Annotated in this window: 16 protein-coding genes; 7 read left to right on the top strand and 9 right to left on the bottom strand. The window is 69.7% G+C overall.

Annotated elements, in window-relative coordinates:
- Positions 1-95: 95 nt before the first annotated feature.
- From ACFY5A_RS02360 to ACFY5A_RS02345, 4 genes are all read right to left on the bottom strand, one after another.
- Complete coding sequence (locus tag ACFY5A_RS02360) at positions 96-305, bottom strand: methyltransferase (RefSeq protein WP_341941264.1); 210 nt, start codon at positions 303-305, stop codon at positions 96-98.
- Between the two features lie 69 nt (positions 306-374).
- Positions 375-1,421, bottom strand: coding sequence for an LLM class flavin-dependent oxidoreductase (locus ACFY5A_RS02355; RefSeq protein ID WP_387231555.1), 1,047 nt, complete (start codon positions 1,419-1,421; stop codon positions 375-377).
- A 63-nt stretch (positions 1,422-1,484) separates the two neighbouring features.
- Positions 1,485-1,712, bottom strand: a complete 228-nt coding sequence (locus ACFY5A_RS02350; RefSeq protein WP_341941266.1) for a DUF2795 domain-containing protein — start codon at positions 1,710-1,712, stop codon at positions 1,485-1,487.
- A 95-nt stretch (positions 1,713-1,807) separates the two neighbouring features.
- Positions 1,808-2,230, bottom strand: coding sequence for an Hsp20/alpha crystallin family protein (locus tag ACFY5A_RS02345; RefSeq protein WP_341941267.1), 423 nt, complete (start codon positions 2,228-2,230; stop codon positions 1,808-1,810).
- Positions 2,231-2,355: 125 nt separating this feature from the next.
- Between ACFY5A_RS02345 and ACFY5A_RS02340 the strand changes: the two genes are divergently transcribed.
- Both ACFY5A_RS02340 and ACFY5A_RS02335 read left to right on the top strand, forming a co-directional pair.
- Complete coding sequence (locus ACFY5A_RS02340) at positions 2,356-2,652, top strand: MerR family transcriptional regulator (protein WP_341941268.1); 297 nt, start codon at positions 2,356-2,358, stop codon at positions 2,650-2,652.
- A 105-nt stretch (positions 2,653-2,757) separates the two neighbouring features.
- A complete protein-coding gene (locus ACFY5A_RS02335; RefSeq protein ID WP_387231552.1) occupies positions 2,758-4,491 on the top strand; it encodes a cation:proton antiporter in 1,734 nt (577 codons plus the stop codon).
- Between the two features lie 188 nt (positions 4,492-4,679).
- On the opposite strand, the gene ACFY5A_RS02330 is transcribed toward ACFY5A_RS02335, so the two are convergent.
- Together ACFY5A_RS02330 and ACFY5A_RS02325 are read right to left on the bottom strand one after the other, a co-directional pair.
- On the bottom strand, positions 4,680-6,101 hold the full coding sequence (locus ACFY5A_RS02330) for a dicarboxylate/amino acid:cation symporter (RefSeq protein ID WP_341941270.1): 1,422 nt from the start codon (positions 6,099-6,101) through the stop codon (positions 4,680-4,682).
- A 128-nt stretch (positions 6,102-6,229) separates the two neighbouring features.
- Entirely contained in the window at positions 6,230-6,562 is a 333-nt protein-coding gene (locus ACFY5A_RS02325) for a hypothetical protein (RefSeq protein WP_105672920.1), read from the bottom strand.
- 96 nt (positions 6,563-6,658) lie between these two features.
- On the opposite strand from ACFY5A_RS02325, the gene ACFY5A_RS02320 reads away from it, so the two are divergent.
- A complete protein-coding gene (locus ACFY5A_RS02320; RefSeq protein ID WP_105672944.1) occupies positions 6,659-7,021 on the top strand; it encodes a YbjQ family protein in 363 nt (120 codons plus the stop codon).
- A 1-nt stretch (position 7,022) separates the two neighbouring features.
- Here the strand turns inward: ACFY5A_RS02320 and ACFY5A_RS02315 are convergent, their stop codons facing one another.
- From ACFY5A_RS02315 to ACFY5A_RS02305, 3 genes are read right to left on the bottom strand one after another with little or no spacing between them, the layout of a single operon-like run.
- The gene (locus ACFY5A_RS02315) at positions 7,023-7,253 is read right to left on the bottom strand and encodes a helix-turn-helix transcriptional regulator (protein WP_341941271.1); all 231 of its coding nucleotides are present in this window, start codon (positions 7,251-7,253) and stop codon (positions 7,023-7,025) included.
- Positions 7,250-7,975 (bottom strand): hypothetical protein, encoded by a 726-nt coding sequence (locus ACFY5A_RS02310; protein WP_387231550.1) that lies wholly within the window; start codon positions 7,973-7,975, stop codon positions 7,250-7,252. Before ACFY5A_RS02310 ends, ACFY5A_RS02315 begins: the two co-directional genes overlap by 4 nt.
- Complete coding sequence (locus ACFY5A_RS02305; RefSeq protein WP_387231548.1) at positions 7,975-8,745, bottom strand: hypothetical protein; 771 nt, start codon at positions 8,743-8,745, stop codon at positions 7,975-7,977. Before ACFY5A_RS02305 ends, ACFY5A_RS02310 begins: the two co-directional genes overlap by 1 nt.
- 259 nt (positions 8,746-9,004) lie before the next feature.
- On the opposite strand from ACFY5A_RS02305, the gene ACFY5A_RS02300 reads away from it, so the two are divergent.
- The 4 genes from ACFY5A_RS02300 to ACFY5A_RS02285 all read left to right on the top strand — a co-directional run bounded on the left by ACFY5A_RS02300 (position 9,005) and on the right by ACFY5A_RS02285 (position 16,926).
- Positions 9,005-11,533: an ATP-dependent Clp protease ATP-binding subunit gene (locus ACFY5A_RS02300; RefSeq protein ID WP_105672917.1), complete on the top strand. Its 2,529-nt coding sequence runs from the start codon at positions 9,005-9,007 to the stop codon at positions 11,531-11,533.
- Between the two features lie 418 nt (positions 11,534-11,951).
- Complete coding sequence (locus ACFY5A_RS02295; protein ID WP_387231546.1) at positions 11,952-13,400, top strand: aldehyde dehydrogenase family protein; 1,449 nt, start codon at positions 11,952-11,954, stop codon at positions 13,398-13,400.
- A 522-nt stretch (positions 13,401-13,922) separates the two neighbouring features.
- The gene (locus tag ACFY5A_RS02290) at positions 13,923-15,788 is read left to right on the top strand and encodes an FAD-dependent monooxygenase (RefSeq protein ID WP_387231544.1); all 1,866 of its coding nucleotides are present in this window, start codon (positions 13,923-13,925) and stop codon (positions 15,786-15,788) included.
- 136 nt (positions 15,789-15,924) lie between these two features.
- A complete protein-coding gene (locus ACFY5A_RS02285; RefSeq protein ID WP_387231542.1) occupies positions 15,925-16,926 on the top strand; it encodes an amidohydrolase family protein in 1,002 nt (333 codons plus the stop codon).
- Positions 16,927-16,930: the final 4 nt, after the last annotated feature.

The following is a 16,930-nucleotide window of genomic DNA, read 5'->3' as shown; positions in this document are numbered from 1 at the left end:
GCCCTCGCGTGCGGGCACGCGACGATGGATCAGAAATGCCGGGGAGAGACTCCCCGGAGCGTCATTCCTGACCCATCCTGCGGACCCGGGCGGGGTCAGTGCTCGCGGAACAGCGGCCAGGCGCTGCCCGGCGTCATGCGGGAGTGCAGAGCGCCCTTCGCCGACGCCAGGCTGGGGTAGCTGCCTGTTGCGGCATCCGACCCTGCCATCACGACCGTGTAGCCGTCGTCGTCGTGGCGGATGCTGCCGACGACTCCGTTCGTGCCGTAGGCGACCCAGAGAGCGAGGGTCTTCGTGGTACTCATCATCGAACTCCTTCCGTTGCGGGCGACGCTACGCCTGTCCCGCACAGAAGACCACCCTCGTGCGGCGATTCACATCGCGGCGGCGATGAGCTCCAGCGTCTGCGCGCGGCCGGGGGAGGAGTCGCGGGGCTCCGCGTCGTACGACGCGGCGACCGGAGACAGCATGACCTCGTCGACGCCGAACCGCTCCGCGAACCCGCGCACCTCGGCGGCGACCGACTCCCCGGTGCCGACGAACCAGCGCTCGCGGGCGGCCGACACGACCTGCTCGGTGGCGGCATCCGCCTCCGCCGAGGCGGCGACGGCCTGCTCGACGGTCTCCAGCGCGACCAGCGGCTTGTTCAGACGCAGCCGCGCCATCATGCGCAGCTGGGGGAGAGCGCGGGCCTCCGCCTCGTCCTGCGTCGGCGCGGCCACGGCGTTCACGGTGAGGAAGGTGCGCGGCTCTGGGTGCTCCTCGCTCGGGCGGTAGCCGGTGCGGTACAGGTCGAGGGCGCGCTCCAGCCCCTGGCCGGAGAAGTGGTTGGCGAACACGTACGGCAGACCGTGGGATGCCGCGAGCTGCGCCGAGTAGTCGCTCGAGCCGAGCAGCCACACCTCGGGGGAGCTGGTGGCGGCGGGCGTCGCGTGCACCGTGTACTCGCCGCCGGACGTGAAGCGGACGGTGGCGCCGTCTCCGGAGAGGAGCGCCGCGATGTCCTGCACGTGCCGGGGGAACTGCTCGACGTCGCTCGTGGTGCCGGAGCCGCGGAGCAGCTGGGTGATGACGGGGTCGCTGCCCGGCGCCCGGCCGAGACCGAGGTCGATGCGTCCGGGGGCGATGGCCTCCAGCGCGGCGAACTGCTCCGCGACGATGAGCGGGGCGTGGTTCGGGAGCATCACGCCGCCGGAGCCCAGCCGGATGCTCGTGGTGCGGGTCGCGGCGGCCGCGATCAGCACGGGAGGAGTCGTCGATGCCACGGCCGGCATGTTGTGGTGCTCGGCGAACCAGTAGCGGCGGTACCCCAGCCGATCGGCGGTCTGCGCGAGGCTGAGGGAGGCGGCGATGGCCTCCGCGCTGGTCTGCCCGGAGCGGACCGGGACGAGGTCGAGGACGGAGAGAGCGGTGGAAGTCATCCCCATCCGTAACAGGAGGACGGGGCGGGGAATTCCCCGCCCCGTCCTCCTGCGCGGCGCCTGTCAGGCGTGGGCAGGTTCGCCAGGAGAGAAGATGCCGGCCAGGGCCTGCCGGGCGAGTCGGTAGCGGACGTGCCAGGCGGCGCCGTAGCTCTGCTCCGGCAGAGCATCGAGCACGGCCCTGTCCTCGGCGGACAGGCCTTCGCGCGCGGCTTCGCGTAGCAGATCGTCCCGCACCGCCGGATACTCCATTCCGGCGAGGAAGCGGTCGAGGTCGGTCGAGAGCGCCATGGCGTTCCCCCTTTCTTTGAGGTGGTGGACGAGCGGGGCGGTGATCACCGGTCGCGGGGTCGCGACGGGGTCCGCCGGCGCGACCCCGCGAGGGATCAGGCGTCGATCGCCTGCCGCTGGTCGCCGGACTCGACCTCGATGCGACGCGGCTTGGCGCGCTCGCTGACCGGGATGATCACCGACAGCACCCCGCTCTCGTACGAGGCGCTGATGCGATCGAGGTCGACCCCATCGCCGAGCGTGAACTGGCGCAGGAACTGGCCGGCGCCGCGTTCGCGGGCGAGCCAACGGACGCCCTCAAGGCTGTCCGCCGTGCGCTGGGCGCGGATCGTGAGCTGGGATCCGTCGACGTCGACGTCGATCGAACCGGGGTCCACACCCGGGAGATCGGCGTGGAGCAGGTAACGGTCGCCGTCGCGGTAGAGGTCGACGGGCATCAGCCGGGGTGCCCGAACGGAGTCCAGAACGCTCGCAGCGAAGCGATCGAGCTGACTGAACGGGTCGAATGACAGTGCCATGAGTTTCTCCTTTCGTGCGCGCCCTCTCGGGCGAAGGTTCACGAGATTATCTGCATCTCGCGCTATAGATTTTTTATAGATCAGATTGCCGCTAGAATGCAAGTCGTTGAGAAGGAAATCTGCCGATGACCGAGCGTGACCCGCGAACCCCCCTTTACGGCATCGCCGTCGCCGCGCAATTGAGCGGGCTCCCCGAGGCCAGCCTGCGTCTCTTCGAGGCCAAGGGGCTCCTCACCCCCGCGCGCAGCGACGGAGGCACACGCCGATACAGCGACGACGACGTCGCCCGCCTGCAGCGCGTTACCGATTTGCGCGGTGAGGGCATCAACCTCGCCGGGATCAGGCGGGTGCTCGATCTGGAGGACGAGAACGCCGGGCTTCGCGAACAGGTGTCGGGGCGCCGGGACGACGAGGCGGACTGAGGTCGACGGCATCCGGCGCACCGCTCGCCCTGTCGAGACGGCGACCGATCGCCGCCGCCCACGTCCTCCACGACGACGATCCTTCCTCCCAGTACCGTGGTGGGCATGGGCGTCGAATTCTTCTACATCCTCGTCGGCAGCGTCGTCGTGGCGGCGATCGCGCGATGGCGGGGGTGGCCGGCGCCGCTGCTGGTCACGGTGGTCGCGCTCGCGGCATCCTTCCTCCCGTTCGTCCCCGATCTGCAGACCGACGGCCACCTGCTGCTGAACCTCGTGCTGCCGCCGCTGCTGTACTCGGCGGCGCTCGATGTCTCGTTCGTGGGCTTCAAGCGCAGCCTGCCGCAGATCCAGCGCCTCGGGATCTGGCTCGTGCTGCTCACGACGCTCGCGGTCGGCGTGGTGGCGTGGCTGATCCTGCCCTCGCTGACCCTTCCTGGCGCGCTGCTGCTCGGCGCGATCGTCGCCCCGCCCGACGCGGTGTCGGCCGCGGCGATCGGCCGCAAGCTCGGACTGCCCCGGCGCATCATGAACGTGCTCTCCGGCGAGAGCCTCATCAACGACGCCACCTCGCTCACCCTGTACCGGGTGTTCGCCTCGCTCCTCGTCAGCGCCACCGTCACCATCACCGTGTGGGACGGCATCTGGCAGTTCATCGTCGCCGTCGCGGTCGGCGTCGTCATCGGCCTGATCTTCGGCATCGTGCTGCATCAGCTGCGGATGCGGATCGACGACGCGGTCGTGATCGGCACCTTCGGGCTGCTCGCCCCGTTCGGCGCGTACGCGATCGCGGAGCACCTCGGTGGTTCCGGCGTGCTCGCCGTCGTGGCGATGGGCATCTACGTCGGCTTCAACGCCCCGCGCACCGACTACACCACGCGGCAGCAGGAGAAGCCCCTGTGGCTCTCGGCCGACCTGCTGCTGGAGAGCTTCGTGTTCGCCTACATCGGGCTGCAGTTCCCCCGTGTGCTCCGCGACCTCAGCGGAGAGTCTGTCGGACACATCCTGTGGCTGTCGGCGGCGGTGCTGGTGGTCGTGCTGCTGGTGCGTCCGCTCTACGTGTACCCCGCGAACGCGTGGGCGAACCGCCTCGACCGCAAACGCCTCGAGCGGTGGGACCGCGGGGTCGAGTCCGGCGAGTTCGAGAAGCGGCGAGGCCGCTCGCGGCGGTGGCGCGATCAGGATCCCGATGAGCTGCGGGAGCAGATCGTGAAGGAGCGGATGGCGGGGCTCCAGCTCACCTGGAAGGACAACGCCGTCATCTCCTGGGCGGGCATGCGCGGCGTCGTCACGCTGGCGACCGCCCTCGCGGCGGCCGACCTCGCGACGCTCGCCCCCGAGGCCTCGCACGCGATCGTCGTCGTCGCCTTCATCGTCACCGTCGGCACGCTCCTGCTGCAGGGGCTCACGCTGCCGGTGCTGATCCGGCGCCTCGGCATCGGGAGCGACTCGGAGCACGAGGAGGACGCGCAGGCGCTCGCCGCCGTGCAGGCGAAGACCCGCGAGGCGGGCAAGGAGTTCATCGCCGCCAAGCGCGTGGAGTGGGAGGCGAAGCACGGCTCCCTCGACCTCAGCGTCTTCGACGCCTTCGCCAAGCGGATGACCCGCGTGGAGAAGGACGCCGATGAGGCGCAGCAGGTGGAGGATGCCGCGGCCCGCCCCTCGTACGAAGACCTCGTCTCTCTGTTCAGGGGGTGGCTGCACGTGCGTCGGGAGATCGTTCTCGCCGAGCGCGATGCCGGCAACCTCGACGAGGAGGTCATGCGCGAGCTGCTCGCGGCGATGGATGCCGAGGAGCTGGCGCTCGACACCCGCGGCGCGATGCGCCAGCAGGAGCGGTAGCGCGGCGGCATCCGCTCTTCCCGTTCACAACTCCTCAAAGAACGGGTTCGCGCCCGAGGACGCCCCTGTGGTTCTGGGGCGGGCGCTTGCGTGGTCTGCGGTTCGTGAGGAGTTGTGAACCGCTCAGACGCGAGAGCGCCCCACCCCGCGGACGGGATGGGGCGCTCTCGCGTGCGGTGGGCGAGCGGTCAGCTCGCGGCGACCGGCTGCTTGTCCGACGCGGCATCCGCCTCGGGGGAGTCGTCGCCCGAGTCGTCGGCGAAGGGCAGGCCCTCGCGCGGCGCGTTGTAGAGCTCCTCGTCGAGGATGCCCTCGCGCTTGGCGACGATGGTCGGCACGAGCGCCTGACCGGCGACGTTCACCGCGGTGCGTCCCATGTCGAGGATCGGGTCGATCGCGATGAGCAGGCCGACGCCGGCGAGCGGCAGGCCGAGCGTGGAGAGCGTCAGCGTGAGCATCACGATGGCGCCGGTGGTCCCTGCGGTCGCTGCCGAGCCCACCACCGAGACGACGATGATCATGATGTACTGCCACCACTCCAGCTGGATGCCGAAGAACTGCGCCACGAAGATCGCGGCGATGGCCGGGTAGATCGCGGCGCAGCCGTCCATCTTGGTGGTCGCACCCAGCGGCACGGCGAAGGACGCGTAGGAGCGCGGCACGCCGAGGTTGCGCTCGGTGACGCGCTCGGTGAGCGGCAGGGTGCCGATCGACGAGCGGCTGACGAAGGCCAGCTGCACGGCCGGCCACACGCCCGAGAAGTACTGCCTGATCGACAGGCCGTTGGTCTTGACGATGATCGGGTAGACCACGAAGAGCACGAGGGCGAGGCCGATGTAGATCGCGATGGCGAACCAGCCGAGCGAGGCCAGCTTCTCCCAGCCGTACTTGACGACGGCGGCGCCGATGAGGCCGAAGGTGCCGAGCGGGGCGATGCGGATGATCCACCACAGCACGCGCTGGATGACCTTGAGCAGCGACTCGGTGAAGGCGAGGAAGGGCTCTGCCTTCTTGCCCGCCTTGAGCGCGGCGATGCCCACGGCCACGGCGACGACGATGATCTGCAGCACGTTGAAGCCGATGCTGGACGTCGCGCTGCCCGACTCCGCGTCGACCGAGGTGCTCACGGTGAGGCCGAGGAAGTTCTGCGGGATGAGGCCTGTGAGGAAGTTCCACCAGGTGCCGACCGTGTACGGGTCGCCCTCCTGCAGGCCCTCGCCCGCGCGGGAACCGGGCTGGATGATGAGGCCGAGGCCGATGCCGATCACCACGGCGATGAACGCCGTGTAGGCGAACCAGAGGAGCGTCTGCCCCGCCAGGCGCGCGGCGTTCTGCACGCGGCGCAGGTTCGAGATGCTCGCGACGATCGCGGTGAAGATCAGCGGGATGACGGCGGCGCGCAGCAGCGTCACGTACGAGCCGCCGATCGTGTCGAGGGTCGCGGAGAGGCCGTTTGGCGCCTCGGCGGTGGCGCCGAGGTTGCGGGCGACGAGGCCTGCGACGATGCCGAGGACGAGGGCGGCGATGATCTGGAAGCCGAACGAGGTCAGCAGCTTCCGTACGGGACCGCGGGTGTCGGGCGCCTTCGCGGCGCGGGCGGTGGTGCTCATGTGGGGGGACTCCAGGAATGACTGCGTGCCGAGTGCACGCCATAGCCTCAACGCTATGAGCGCCTGTGAATTCCCTGGGTGGATGTGACGAAGCATGACGGATGCCGGCGGCATCCGTCGTGCCCGAGTCAGGTCGTGCACTCCTCGAAGTTGTCCTTGAGGATCTTGACGGTGAGGTCGCGGTCCTCGACGCTGGACGCCTGGTCCTTGCCCTGCGCGATGTAACTGAGGGTCTCGTTGCTGAGCTTCGAATCCAGCAGGTAGCCGGCGAAGCAGGCCGCGGCATCCGCGTTCACCTGATCGCTCATGCTCTGCGAGGTGTAGTAGTCGATCAGCCCGTCGGTCAACTGCTTCTCGGTCGGTCGGCTCGCACCGCAGGCGGCGAGGGAGAGGGCGAGGGCGGCGACGGGCAGCGCCATCAGCACGCGTGCGGGGGTGCGCAACTTCCGGTCCGGATTCATGGCCTCCACCGTACGCGTTCCGGCGCCGGATCAGAGGGCGGCGGGCGGAGAGAACTGCCCATACCCCGGGGGCGGCGCCTGTGGCACCATGTGGTCATGTTCATGGTGACGACGAACGACATCCCCGGCTACCGCATCACCAACGTGCTCGGAGAGGTCATGGGCATCACGGTCCGCTCGACCGACTTCGGCCAGGGGTTCACGGCGGGTTTCCGGGCGCTCGGCGGCGGGGAGATCCCCGAGTACACGCAGATGATGTACGAGAGCCGCCAGGTCGTGATGAGCCGCATGTGGGCCGAGGCGCAGCAGCGCGGCGGCAACGCGATCGTCGCCATGCGCTTCGACGCCGGGTCGATCGGCACCTTCAGCGAGATCTGCGCCTACGGGACGGCCGTGGTGGTGGAGCCGGTGGGGGCGCCGCCCGCACCGCCCGTCGTCCCGCAGCAGCCGGCGGTGTGACTCAGGCCATCACGAGCAGCTCGCCGACCTCGCACTGCAGCGCCTCGCAGATCGCCCGCAGCGTCGAGTAGCGGATGGCGCGTGCACGGTCGTTCTTGAGGACCGACAGGTTGACGATGCTGACGCCGACCTGCGCGCTCAGTTCGGTGAGGGTCATGCCGCGATCGGCGAGCAGCTCATCGAGTCGGCAGTGGATGCCGGTGAACTCGTCGTCGCTCTCGGCCGGGGTCACACCAGCCCCTCCGTCTCCTTCTCCAGCTGCTCCTTCTCGCCCTGCAGTCGACTGCCGTGGCGGAAGATCGCGGCGAGGGCGAAGCATCCGACGCCCACGGCGAAGGGCCAGACCGGCACGCTGAACTCGAAGGGGATGAAGGCGTCGTCCGTCTGCGGTAGAGCCTGTGCGGCGACGGTCATCCCGACCTGGCGGAGGATGCCGCCGATCACCGCCGTCGTCATGACGATGATCGCAGTCGCGACGAAGACCCGGGGGACGGTCGCGTCGAACGGGGCGCCGAGCGCGGCGCGCTGCGCGGCCACGTGGATCGCCCATGCGATCGAGGCGGAGCAGACCAGCAGCAGCACACCGGAGATGAGCATCAGTATCTGCGCGCCCACGGGCGGGTTCACCACGGCGCCGTAGCAGTCCAGCTCCGTCCCACCTTCGGCGCCAGCGAAGTCGCAGTTGTCCGGCGTGGAGGCCTTCGCACGGTCGAGCACCGGCTGGTCGAGGTAGATCGTCTTCATGGTGAGCGCCTGGAAGACGGCGAGGAGCACGCCGACCCCGCACAGGAAGACCCAGCCGAGGCTGAGCCGGTCGACCACGTCGAGGACGAGGGTTTTGCGGCGCCGGCGGTGGGAGCTCGCGACGCTCATCGCGACGACCGCTCCGACGATCAGGAAGCCGATGAGCAGGGTCAGCAGACCCGCGCCCAGATTCTCCGCGGTGAACGTCATCAGACCAGCCCTTCCGTGTCCTTCTGCAGGAGATCCTTCTCGGCGCCGAGCCGAGTGCCGAACTGCAGGATCGCGGCGACGAGAAGAAGCGCGATGCCGACTCCGAGCGGCCAGAACTCGAACGGGATGTGGATCGTCGGCTGGGGGAGCGCGTCGGATGGCGCCCAGTCGTCGGGGTATCCGGTCCACGAGGCGCTTCCGATCTGAAGTGCCTCGTAGGACGTCATCGAGCCGGCGATCCCGCGAAGGACGGGGGCAACTGAGCCGACGATCAGCACGGTGAACGCGGCCAGGCGGACCGTGCGCGTCAAGACGGGAGAGAACGGCACGCCGTTCAGGAGATGCCGGGCGGCCAGGGCGATGAGCGCGGCCGCAGCGGCGGGCAGCAGGATCGAGAGCCCTTGTCCGATGGTCCAGATGATGCGGGCAGGCCAGGAGACGCCCGTCACGGTCAGATCGGCCAGTGTGATCCCGGCTGCCTGCACCTGAGCAGCTGGAGGGGTGATCGAAACCCCGGGAAGAGGTCTCGGCCAGACGTTCTGCAGGGGCACGGTCATCGTGATCGCGGGAGACGCGAGGTCGACGATCATCGTGATCACGGCGACGAGGACGATCACGGCCGCGGCCGCCCAGGCCCCGCGAAAGACGATGCGGAAGGTCTGGGCGCCGTCGCCGAGAGCTCCTCGGCCGAGCTGCCAGAGGAATACGCCGATGACGGCGATCACCGCTGCGGCGACCGCGAGCGCCACGAGGGTGAAGAGAGGGGTCATGTCCGATCCTTATCGAATATCGTTGTTATCGACTTTCGTTAACCTAGACCGAACTCGATCGTCGGGTCAATGACATCGCCAGACGGACCCGCTGCCGTGATCTCCGCTCGCAACGTCCGCGGAGATCGCGGCGCACGCAATCGAACGACTCCTCCGGTATGCCCACGGCGAACACGGGCATACCGGCTCGATGTGGTGGTTACTCTCGATGTACAAGCGCTTCACGCGTCTTCGCCCCGTGCGAATAAGGAGTCACAGCATGTTCGAGAGATTCACGGACCGAGCCCGTCGAGTGGTCGTCCTCGCCCAAGAAGAGGCGAAGATGCTCAACCACAACTACATCGGCACCGAGCACATCCTGCTCGGCCTCATCCACGAGGGCGAGGGCGTCGCCGCCAAGGCGCTCGAAAGCCTGGGCATCTCCCTTGACGCCGTCCGCGAGCAGGTCCAGGACATCATCGGCCAGGGTCAGCAGCAGCCGACCGGGCACATCCCGTTCACGCCGCGCGCCAAGAAGGTGCTCGAGCTCAGCCTCCGCGAGGCTCTGCAGCTCGGCCACAACTACATCGGCACCGAGCACATCCTGCTCGGCCTCATCCGCGAGGGCGAGGGCGTCGCCGCTCAGGTGCTCGTCAAGCTCGGCGCCGACCTGAACAAGGTGCGCCAGCAGGTCATCCAGCTGCTGTCGGGCGCCCCCGGTCGTGAGCCCGCCGCCGTCGGCGCGCAGACCAACGACTCGCAGGCCAGCGCCCAGGGCGGGTCGGCGGTGCTCGACCAGTTCGGCCGCAACCTCACGCAGGCCGCGCGCGACAACAAGCTCGACCCGGTCATCGGGCGCGAGAAGGAGGCGGAGCGGGTCATGCAGATCCTCTCTCGTCGCTCCAAGAACAACCCCGTCCTCATCGGCGAGCCCGGCGTCGGCAAGACCGCCGTCGTCGAGGGACTGGCGCAGGCCATCGTCAAGGGCGATGTCCCCGAGACGCTGAAGGACAAGCAGCTCTACTCGCTCGACCTCGGCTCGCTCATCGCCGGTTCCCGCTACCGCGGCGACTTCGAGGAGCGCCTGAAGAAGGTCACCAAGGAGATCCGCACGCGCGGCGACATCATCGTCTTCATCGACGAGATCCACACCCTCGTGGGTGCGGGTGCCGCCGAGGGCGCGATCGACGCCGCGTCGATCCTCAAGCCGCTCCTCGCCCGTGGAGAGCTCCAGACCATCGGCGCCACCACGCTCGACGAGTACCGCAAGCACTTCGAGAAGGATGCAGCGCTCGAGCGCCGCTTCCAGCCGGTGCAGGTCAACGAGCCGACGCTGCCGCACACGATCAACATCCTCAAGGGTCTGCGCGACCGCTACGAGGCGCACCACAAGGTGCAGATCACCGACGGCGCACTCGTGGCCGCGGCGAACCTCGCCGACCGCTACGTGTCCGACCGCTTCCTGCCCGACAAGGCGATCGACCTGATCGACGAGGCCGGCGCGCGTCTGCGCCTCAGCATCCTGTCGTCGCCGCCCGAGCTGCGCGAGTTCGACGAGAAGATCGCCGCTGTCCGCGAGCAGAAGGAGCTGGCCTCCGAGGAGCAGGACTTCGAGAAGGCGGCCTCGCTGCGCGACGAGGAGAAGAGCCTCCTCGCGGAGCGCCTGCGCCTCGAGAAGCAGTGGCGTTCGGGTGACGTCGCGACCTCCGCGGTCGTCGACGAGGGCCTGATCGCCGAGGTGCTCGCACAGGCCACCGGCATCCCCGTCTTCAAGCTCACCGAAGAGGAGTCCTCGCGTCTCGTCTTCATGGAGAAGGCCCTGCACCAGCGCGTCATCGGTCAGGAGGAGGCGATCGCCGCCCTCTCCAAGACGATCCGCCGCCAGCGCGCCGGCCTCAAGGACCCGAAGCGTCCCTCCGGCTCGTTCATCTTCGCCGGCCCCACGGGCGTCGGAAAGACCGAGCTCGCCAAGGCACTCGCCGAGTTCCTGTTCGACGACGAAGCCGCCCTGATCTCGCTCGACATGAGCGAGTTCGGCGAGAAGCACACCGTCTCGCGTCTGTTCGGAGCCCCTCCCGGGTTCGTCGGATTCGAAGAGGGCGGCCAGCTCACCGAGAAGGTGCGTCGCAAGCCGTTCAGCGTGGTCCTGTTCGACGAGATCGAGAAGGCCCACCCGGACATCTTCAACTCGCTCCTGCAGATCCTCGAAGAGGGTCGCCTCACCGACGGTCAGGGTCGGATCGTGGACTTCAAGAACACGGTCATCATCATGACCACCAACCTCGGTGCACGCGACATCGCGGGCGGTCCCGTCGGCTTCCAGATCGAGGGCAGCAACGCCACGACCTACGAGCGCATGAAGGGCAAGGTCAACGAGGAGCTGAAGCGTCACTTCAAGCCCGAGTTCCTGAACCGCGTCGACGACATCATCGTGTTCCCGCAGCTCAACAAGGAGGAGCTGGTGCAGATCGTCGATCTGTTCACCAAGCGCCTCGGCGAGCGGCTGCTCGACCGCGACATGACGATCGAGCTGTCGCAGGCCGCGAAGGAGCGTCTCATCGAGATCGGCTTCGACCCGGCCCTCGGCGCCCGTCCGCTGCGCCGTGCGATGCAGCACGAGATCGAGGACCGTCTGTCGGAGAAGATCCTGCACGGCGAGCTCAACTCCGGTGACCACGTCAAGGTGGATGCCGCGGACGGCGAGTTCCAGTTCGAGCACGGCCCGCGCGGCGAGAAGGTCGCGGTCGGTGTGACCACCGGCGGCGAGATCACGGCCACCCCCGACCTGGCGGTCGCCAGCGGGGAGTGACCTCCCGATGAACGAAGGGGCGGATGCTGCGGCATCCGCCCCTTCGTCGTCCCCGGGACGGCCCGTGGATCTGCGGCGTCGGTCACGGTTTCGGAGTGCGGCACCGGGCGCGGTTTCGGAGTGCGGCGCCGGGCATAGCCGGAGTGCGGCGGTGACACGCCGGTGTCGGGTCTGTGGACGCGGCGTGTCGGATGCCGGGTCCGAAACTGTGCTCACGAGGTGGAACCGTGCTCACGAGGTGGAACCGTGCCCGGGAGGGGTAGCCGTGTTCGAGGGGCGGACCCCGGGCGGACGGGCCAGACGAGAGGTGTGCGACACCGTGTCGTGCGGGCGGGGGCCGGATTCGTGCGGAGGGTGGAAGTCGTGGCGTCGGCCAGCGGCTAGCATCGCAGGGACCTCGATCGAGCAGGAGGGTGCGATGGCGCACTGGGAACCGCGCGCAGCGGACGGACGCATCTTCTCCGGCGGCTGGCGCGAGCCCGGCGGCGGCACGGCGGCGGTGATCTCTCCCGGCGACGGCCTGCCCGTCGGCACCGTGGGCATCGCCGACGACGCGGATGTCGAGCGCGCAGGTCTCCTCGCCGTCGACGCGCAGCGCGAGTGGGCGCGGTCGTCGTACCGCGTCAGAGCGGGCGTGCTCAGCCGGGCCGCCGAGGCGCTGCGCGAGATCCGCGCCGACGTCGAGCACCTGCTCGTGCGCGAGAGCGGCTCCCTGCCGAGCAAGGCCAGCCACGAGGTGAGCAAGGCGATCGACGAGCTCGTCGAGGCCGCGAGCCTGGTGACGATGTCGCAGGGCGACGTGCTCCCCGTCGACGACCCCACGACCCTCGGCATCGCCCGCCGCATCCCCGTCGGGGTGGTCGGCGTGATCGCGCCGTGGAACGCCCCGCTCATGCTCGCGATCCGTTCCGTGGCACCGGCGATCGCCCTCGGCAACGCCGTGATCGTGAAGCCCGACGTCAAGACCGCGTTCTCGGGCGGCGCCGTGATGGCCGAGATCTTCGAGAGGGCGGGGCTGCCGGACGGCATCCTGCACATCCTCCCCGGCGGACCCGAGACCGGCGAGGCCGTCGTGCGCTCCCCGCACACGAACGTCATCTCCTTCACCGGGTCGTCCGCCGCCGGCCGCCGGGTCGGCGAGGTCGCCGGCGGCCTGCTCAAGCGGGTCATCCTGGAGCTCGGCGGCAACAACGCGTTCATCGTGATGGCGGATGCCGACCTCGACCTGGCCGTCGCCAGCGGCATCGGCGGCTCCTTCCGGCACCAGGGGCAGATCTGCATGGCGACCGGTCGGCACCTCGTGCACGAGAGCATCGCCGACGAGTACGTCGAGCGGCTGCGGGCCGCGGCATCCGCCCTGCGCCTCGGCGACCCGCTCACCGACGGAACGACCCTCGGTCCGCTCATCACCACCGCCCAGGCGGAGCGCGTGCAGGGCATCGTCGACCAGGCCGTCGCCGACGGCGCGCGGGTCGTGCACGGCGGCACCCACGAGGGCGTCTTCTTCGCCCCGACGGTGCTGGACGGAGTGGATGCCGCGAACGCGGCGTTCCAGAGCGAGATCTTCGGCCCCGTCGCGCCGGTGACCCGGTTCGCCACGGAGGCGGAGGCACTGGCCCTCGCGAACGCGAGCGACTACGGCCTCTCCGCCGCGATCCACACGCGCGACATCGCCCGCGGTCTCGGCTTCGCCTCCCGGCTGCGCGCCGGCATGGTCGCGCTCAACGGGCAGACGATCTACGACGCCGCGCACATCCCCATGGGCGGGATCGGCGCCTCCGGCAACGGCGGGCGGCACGGCGGCCACTGGAACCTGGACGAGTTCACCTACTGGCAGTGGGTGACGGTCCCGACGATCTCAGACTGAGACCCGGTCTGCGGACGGAGAGGGCGAGTCGCGCCGAGGGGGTCGACTCGCCCTCTTCCGTCGTTCCTGAGAGGGGCGTTTCGTCTCGCTGCGCTCGCTCAACGACCGGGCGCGCGCGCTCGACGACCGGGCGCGCGCGCTCGACGGGCGGGGCGGTCGCTCGATGACCGGGGTGCACGCTCGACGGCCGGGCGCGCGCGCTCGACGACCGGGGGTCTCGGTCGTTGAGCGAGGGAGCGCAGCGACCGAGACGAAACGCGTGTGGTGCGGTCGGCTCGGGGAGAGCGGTGCGCGGGGAGGGGTGTTTCGTCTCGCTGCGCTCGCTCAACGACCGTGGGGCTGCGCTCGCTCGACGACCGTGGGGGTGCGCTCGCTCAACGACCGGGCGCGCGCGCTCGACGACCGAGGGGGCGGATGTGCGACATCGTGTCGGAGTCCGGGCCCGACTTTCGCGCCGCGGTCACGTATCGGGCGGGATTCCGCGAAATCTAGCCTGGGATTCCCGCAGTCGAGGAGGAGTCCGTGTCCGCATCCGTCAAGAGCCCCCGTGCCCCGCTGTCGCCGCTCGGCGACGACGCCTGGCCCGACTCCGTCGAGGTCCTGATCATGGGCGGCGGCCCCGTGGGCATGTCGTGCGCGATCCTGCTCGCCCAGCGCGGCATCGACGTGCTGCTCGTCGAGCGCCGCGACTTCGTGTTCCGCTTCCCCCGCGCGCACCTGCTCAACCCGCGCACCATGGAGGCGTTCCACGACATGCACGTGGCCGACGACATCTACGCCGCCACCCCCACGCACGACCGCTGGCGCAAGGCCGTCTGGTACACGACCGCGACCGGCCCCGGACGCTTCGACGGCATGAAGATCGGCGAGGTCCCCGCCTGGGGCGGCGGACCGGATGCCGAGCGCTACCGCTCCTCGAGCCCCCGGGCCTTCGCCAACATGCCGCAGCTGCGACTGGACCCTCTCATCCACCGCCACGCCGTGGCCGCGGCCCCCGGTCGCATCCGCAGCAGGCAGGAGGTCGTCGGCATCGAGCAGGATGCGGATGCTGCTGTCGTCTCGGTCCGCGATCTGCAGTCGGGGGAGCTGCGCACCGTGCGCTCCCGCTACGTCATCGCGGCGGACGGCGGGCGCGACAGTGCGGCACTGCTCGGCGTCGAGATGGAGGGCCCGCGCGACATGCGCGAGGTCGTCAACTACCACGTCAGCATGGACCTCTCCGCGTGGTCGGAGCCCGATGCGCTGCTCGGCCACTTCATGCACCCCGCCGGGGGAGCGCGCCGCCGGGGCACGATCCAGGCACTCGGCCCTACCCACTACAACCGCGACGCGGAGGAGTGGCTGGTCTCCGTCGCCGCCTGGATGGTCGAGGGCGACCCCGACGACGAGGCGGCGCTGTTCGCGTCGATCCGCCGCATGCTCGGCCTCGCCGACGATCACGAGATCACCATGCACTCGATGACGCGCTGGAGCTACGACGCGCTCGTCGCGAAGCGCTTCCGCGAGGGGCGCGTGTTCCTCGCCGGCGACGCCGCGCACAAGCATCCTCCGACCGGCGGGCTCGGCCTCAACAGCGGCATCCAGGACGCGCAGAACCTGTGCTGGAAGCTGGCAGCGGTGCTCGACGGTCAGGCGACGGATGCTCTGCTCGACAGCTATCAGGCCGAGCGGAGGCCCACGGTCGCCTGGTACACGGCGCACTCGCTCGAGAACGCGAACCGGCATCCTCCGATCGCCGAGGCCCTGGGCTTCACCGACGACGAGGCCGAGGGTTTCCGCAGCCTCGAGGTCTTCGTGAGCGACACCCCCGAGGGGGTGGCGATGCGCGAGCGCGTGGCCGCGGAGGTCGGGCACAACGCCCACGACTACAGCCAGCTGGGCGTCGAGGCCGGGTACCACTACTGGGCGGGGGCGCTCGTGCCCGACGGCACCCCCGTGCCCGGCGACCCGTCGGATCCGGTGACGTTCCACGCGACATCGCGCCCTGGGCACCACCTTCCGCACGTGTGGCTCGCGGGGCAGAAGCGGGTCTCCTCGCACGACCTGATCGCCCCCGTCGGCCTGACGCTGCTCACCTCGGCATCCGCCGCTGAGCGGTGGACGGATGCCGTGGCCGCCGTCGAGGCGAGCATGCCGATCACCGTCGCCGTCGTCGACGACGCCGACGAGGGCTGGGCCGTCGCCCGGCAGGTCGACGCCGACGGCGCCCTCCTCGTGCGGCCCGACCGCAAGGTCGCGTGGCGTGCGTCGGCTCTTCCCGAGGACGCGGCATCCGCCCTCTCGTCCGCGCTCGCCGTGATCCTCCGCGGTGGCGATGCCCCCGCCGACGACCCCGCCGAGCCCTATCTGCGTCGCATCCGCGCCGCGGCCGACGTCCTCGTGCGCTGAGCCCTCCGCGGCGATCCGACACCGTGTCGGACCGCCGCGGAGGAGTTTCCCGCAGCCCGCCGATCCCCGCCGCTCGCCGCTTCCGTAGCGTCGGAAGCGCGACGCGAACCCGCACCACCCTTCTGAAGGAGCCCCCGTGATCATCGACGTCCACGGCCACATGACCGCCCCGGATTCCTACTACGCGTGGAAGGCGTCGCTGCTGGCGGCCCGCGGATCGCACGGCGGCAAGCCCCCTGTGATCAGCGACGACGAGCTCATCGCCTCGTATCACGCGCCGCACCCGAGCTTCGGTCACGTCTCCCACCTCGACCACATCGACGGTGCGGGCATCGACCTGCAGCTGCTGTCGCCGCGCCCGTTCCACGCCATGCACTCGGAGCGTCCGACGAAGATCGTCGAGTGGTTCACGGCCGAGACGAACAACATCATCCACCGCACCACCGAGCTGTTCCCCGGACGGTTCCGCGGCATCGCCGGCATCCCGCAGAGCCCGTACCTCACGGTCGAGCAGTGGCTGCCCGAACTGCGCCGCGCGGTCACCGATCTCGGCTTCGTCGGCGCCATGGTCAACTCCGACCCGTACGAGGGCACCGAGGTGCCGCCGGCGATGGGCGAGCGCTACTGGTACCCGCTGTACGAGGCGCTGTGCGAGCTCGACGTCCCGATGCTGCTGCACTCGGCCGGGTGCAAGTACCCTGCTCGCGAGCCGTACAGCCTGCACTTCATCCAGGAGGAGACGGTCTCGGTCTGGAGCATGATCCAGGCGAACGTGTTCGCGGACTTCCCCGACCTCAAGGTCATCGTCGCGCACGGCGGTGGGGCGATCCCGTACCAGATGGGCCGCTTCCTCCCCTCTGTGGTGCGCACGGGGGTCTCGTACCTCGACAAGCTCCGCAACTTCTACTTCGACTCCTGCCTCTACACGCAGGACAGCCTGGAGCTGCTCATGAAGGCCGTCGGCACCGACCGCGTGCTGTTCGGCTCGGAGAAGCCGGGCACCGGTTCGCAGATCGACCCTGCGACCGGTCGCTGGTTCGACGACATCCATCTGCTCATCGACGACATCGAGTGGCTCGGCGCCGACCGTCGAGCCGACGTGCTCGAGAACAACGCCCGCAGCCTCTTCCGGCTCTGAGCAT

The organism is Microbacterium sp. NPDC012755, from assembly GCF_042901325.1.
Classification (GTDB): Bacteria; Actinomycetota; Actinomycetes; order Actinomycetales; family Microbacteriaceae; genus Microbacterium; species Microbacterium natoriense.
The sequence above is the reverse complement of the archived record's forward strand: the minus strand, read 5'-3'. Positions and strand labels throughout refer to the sequence as shown.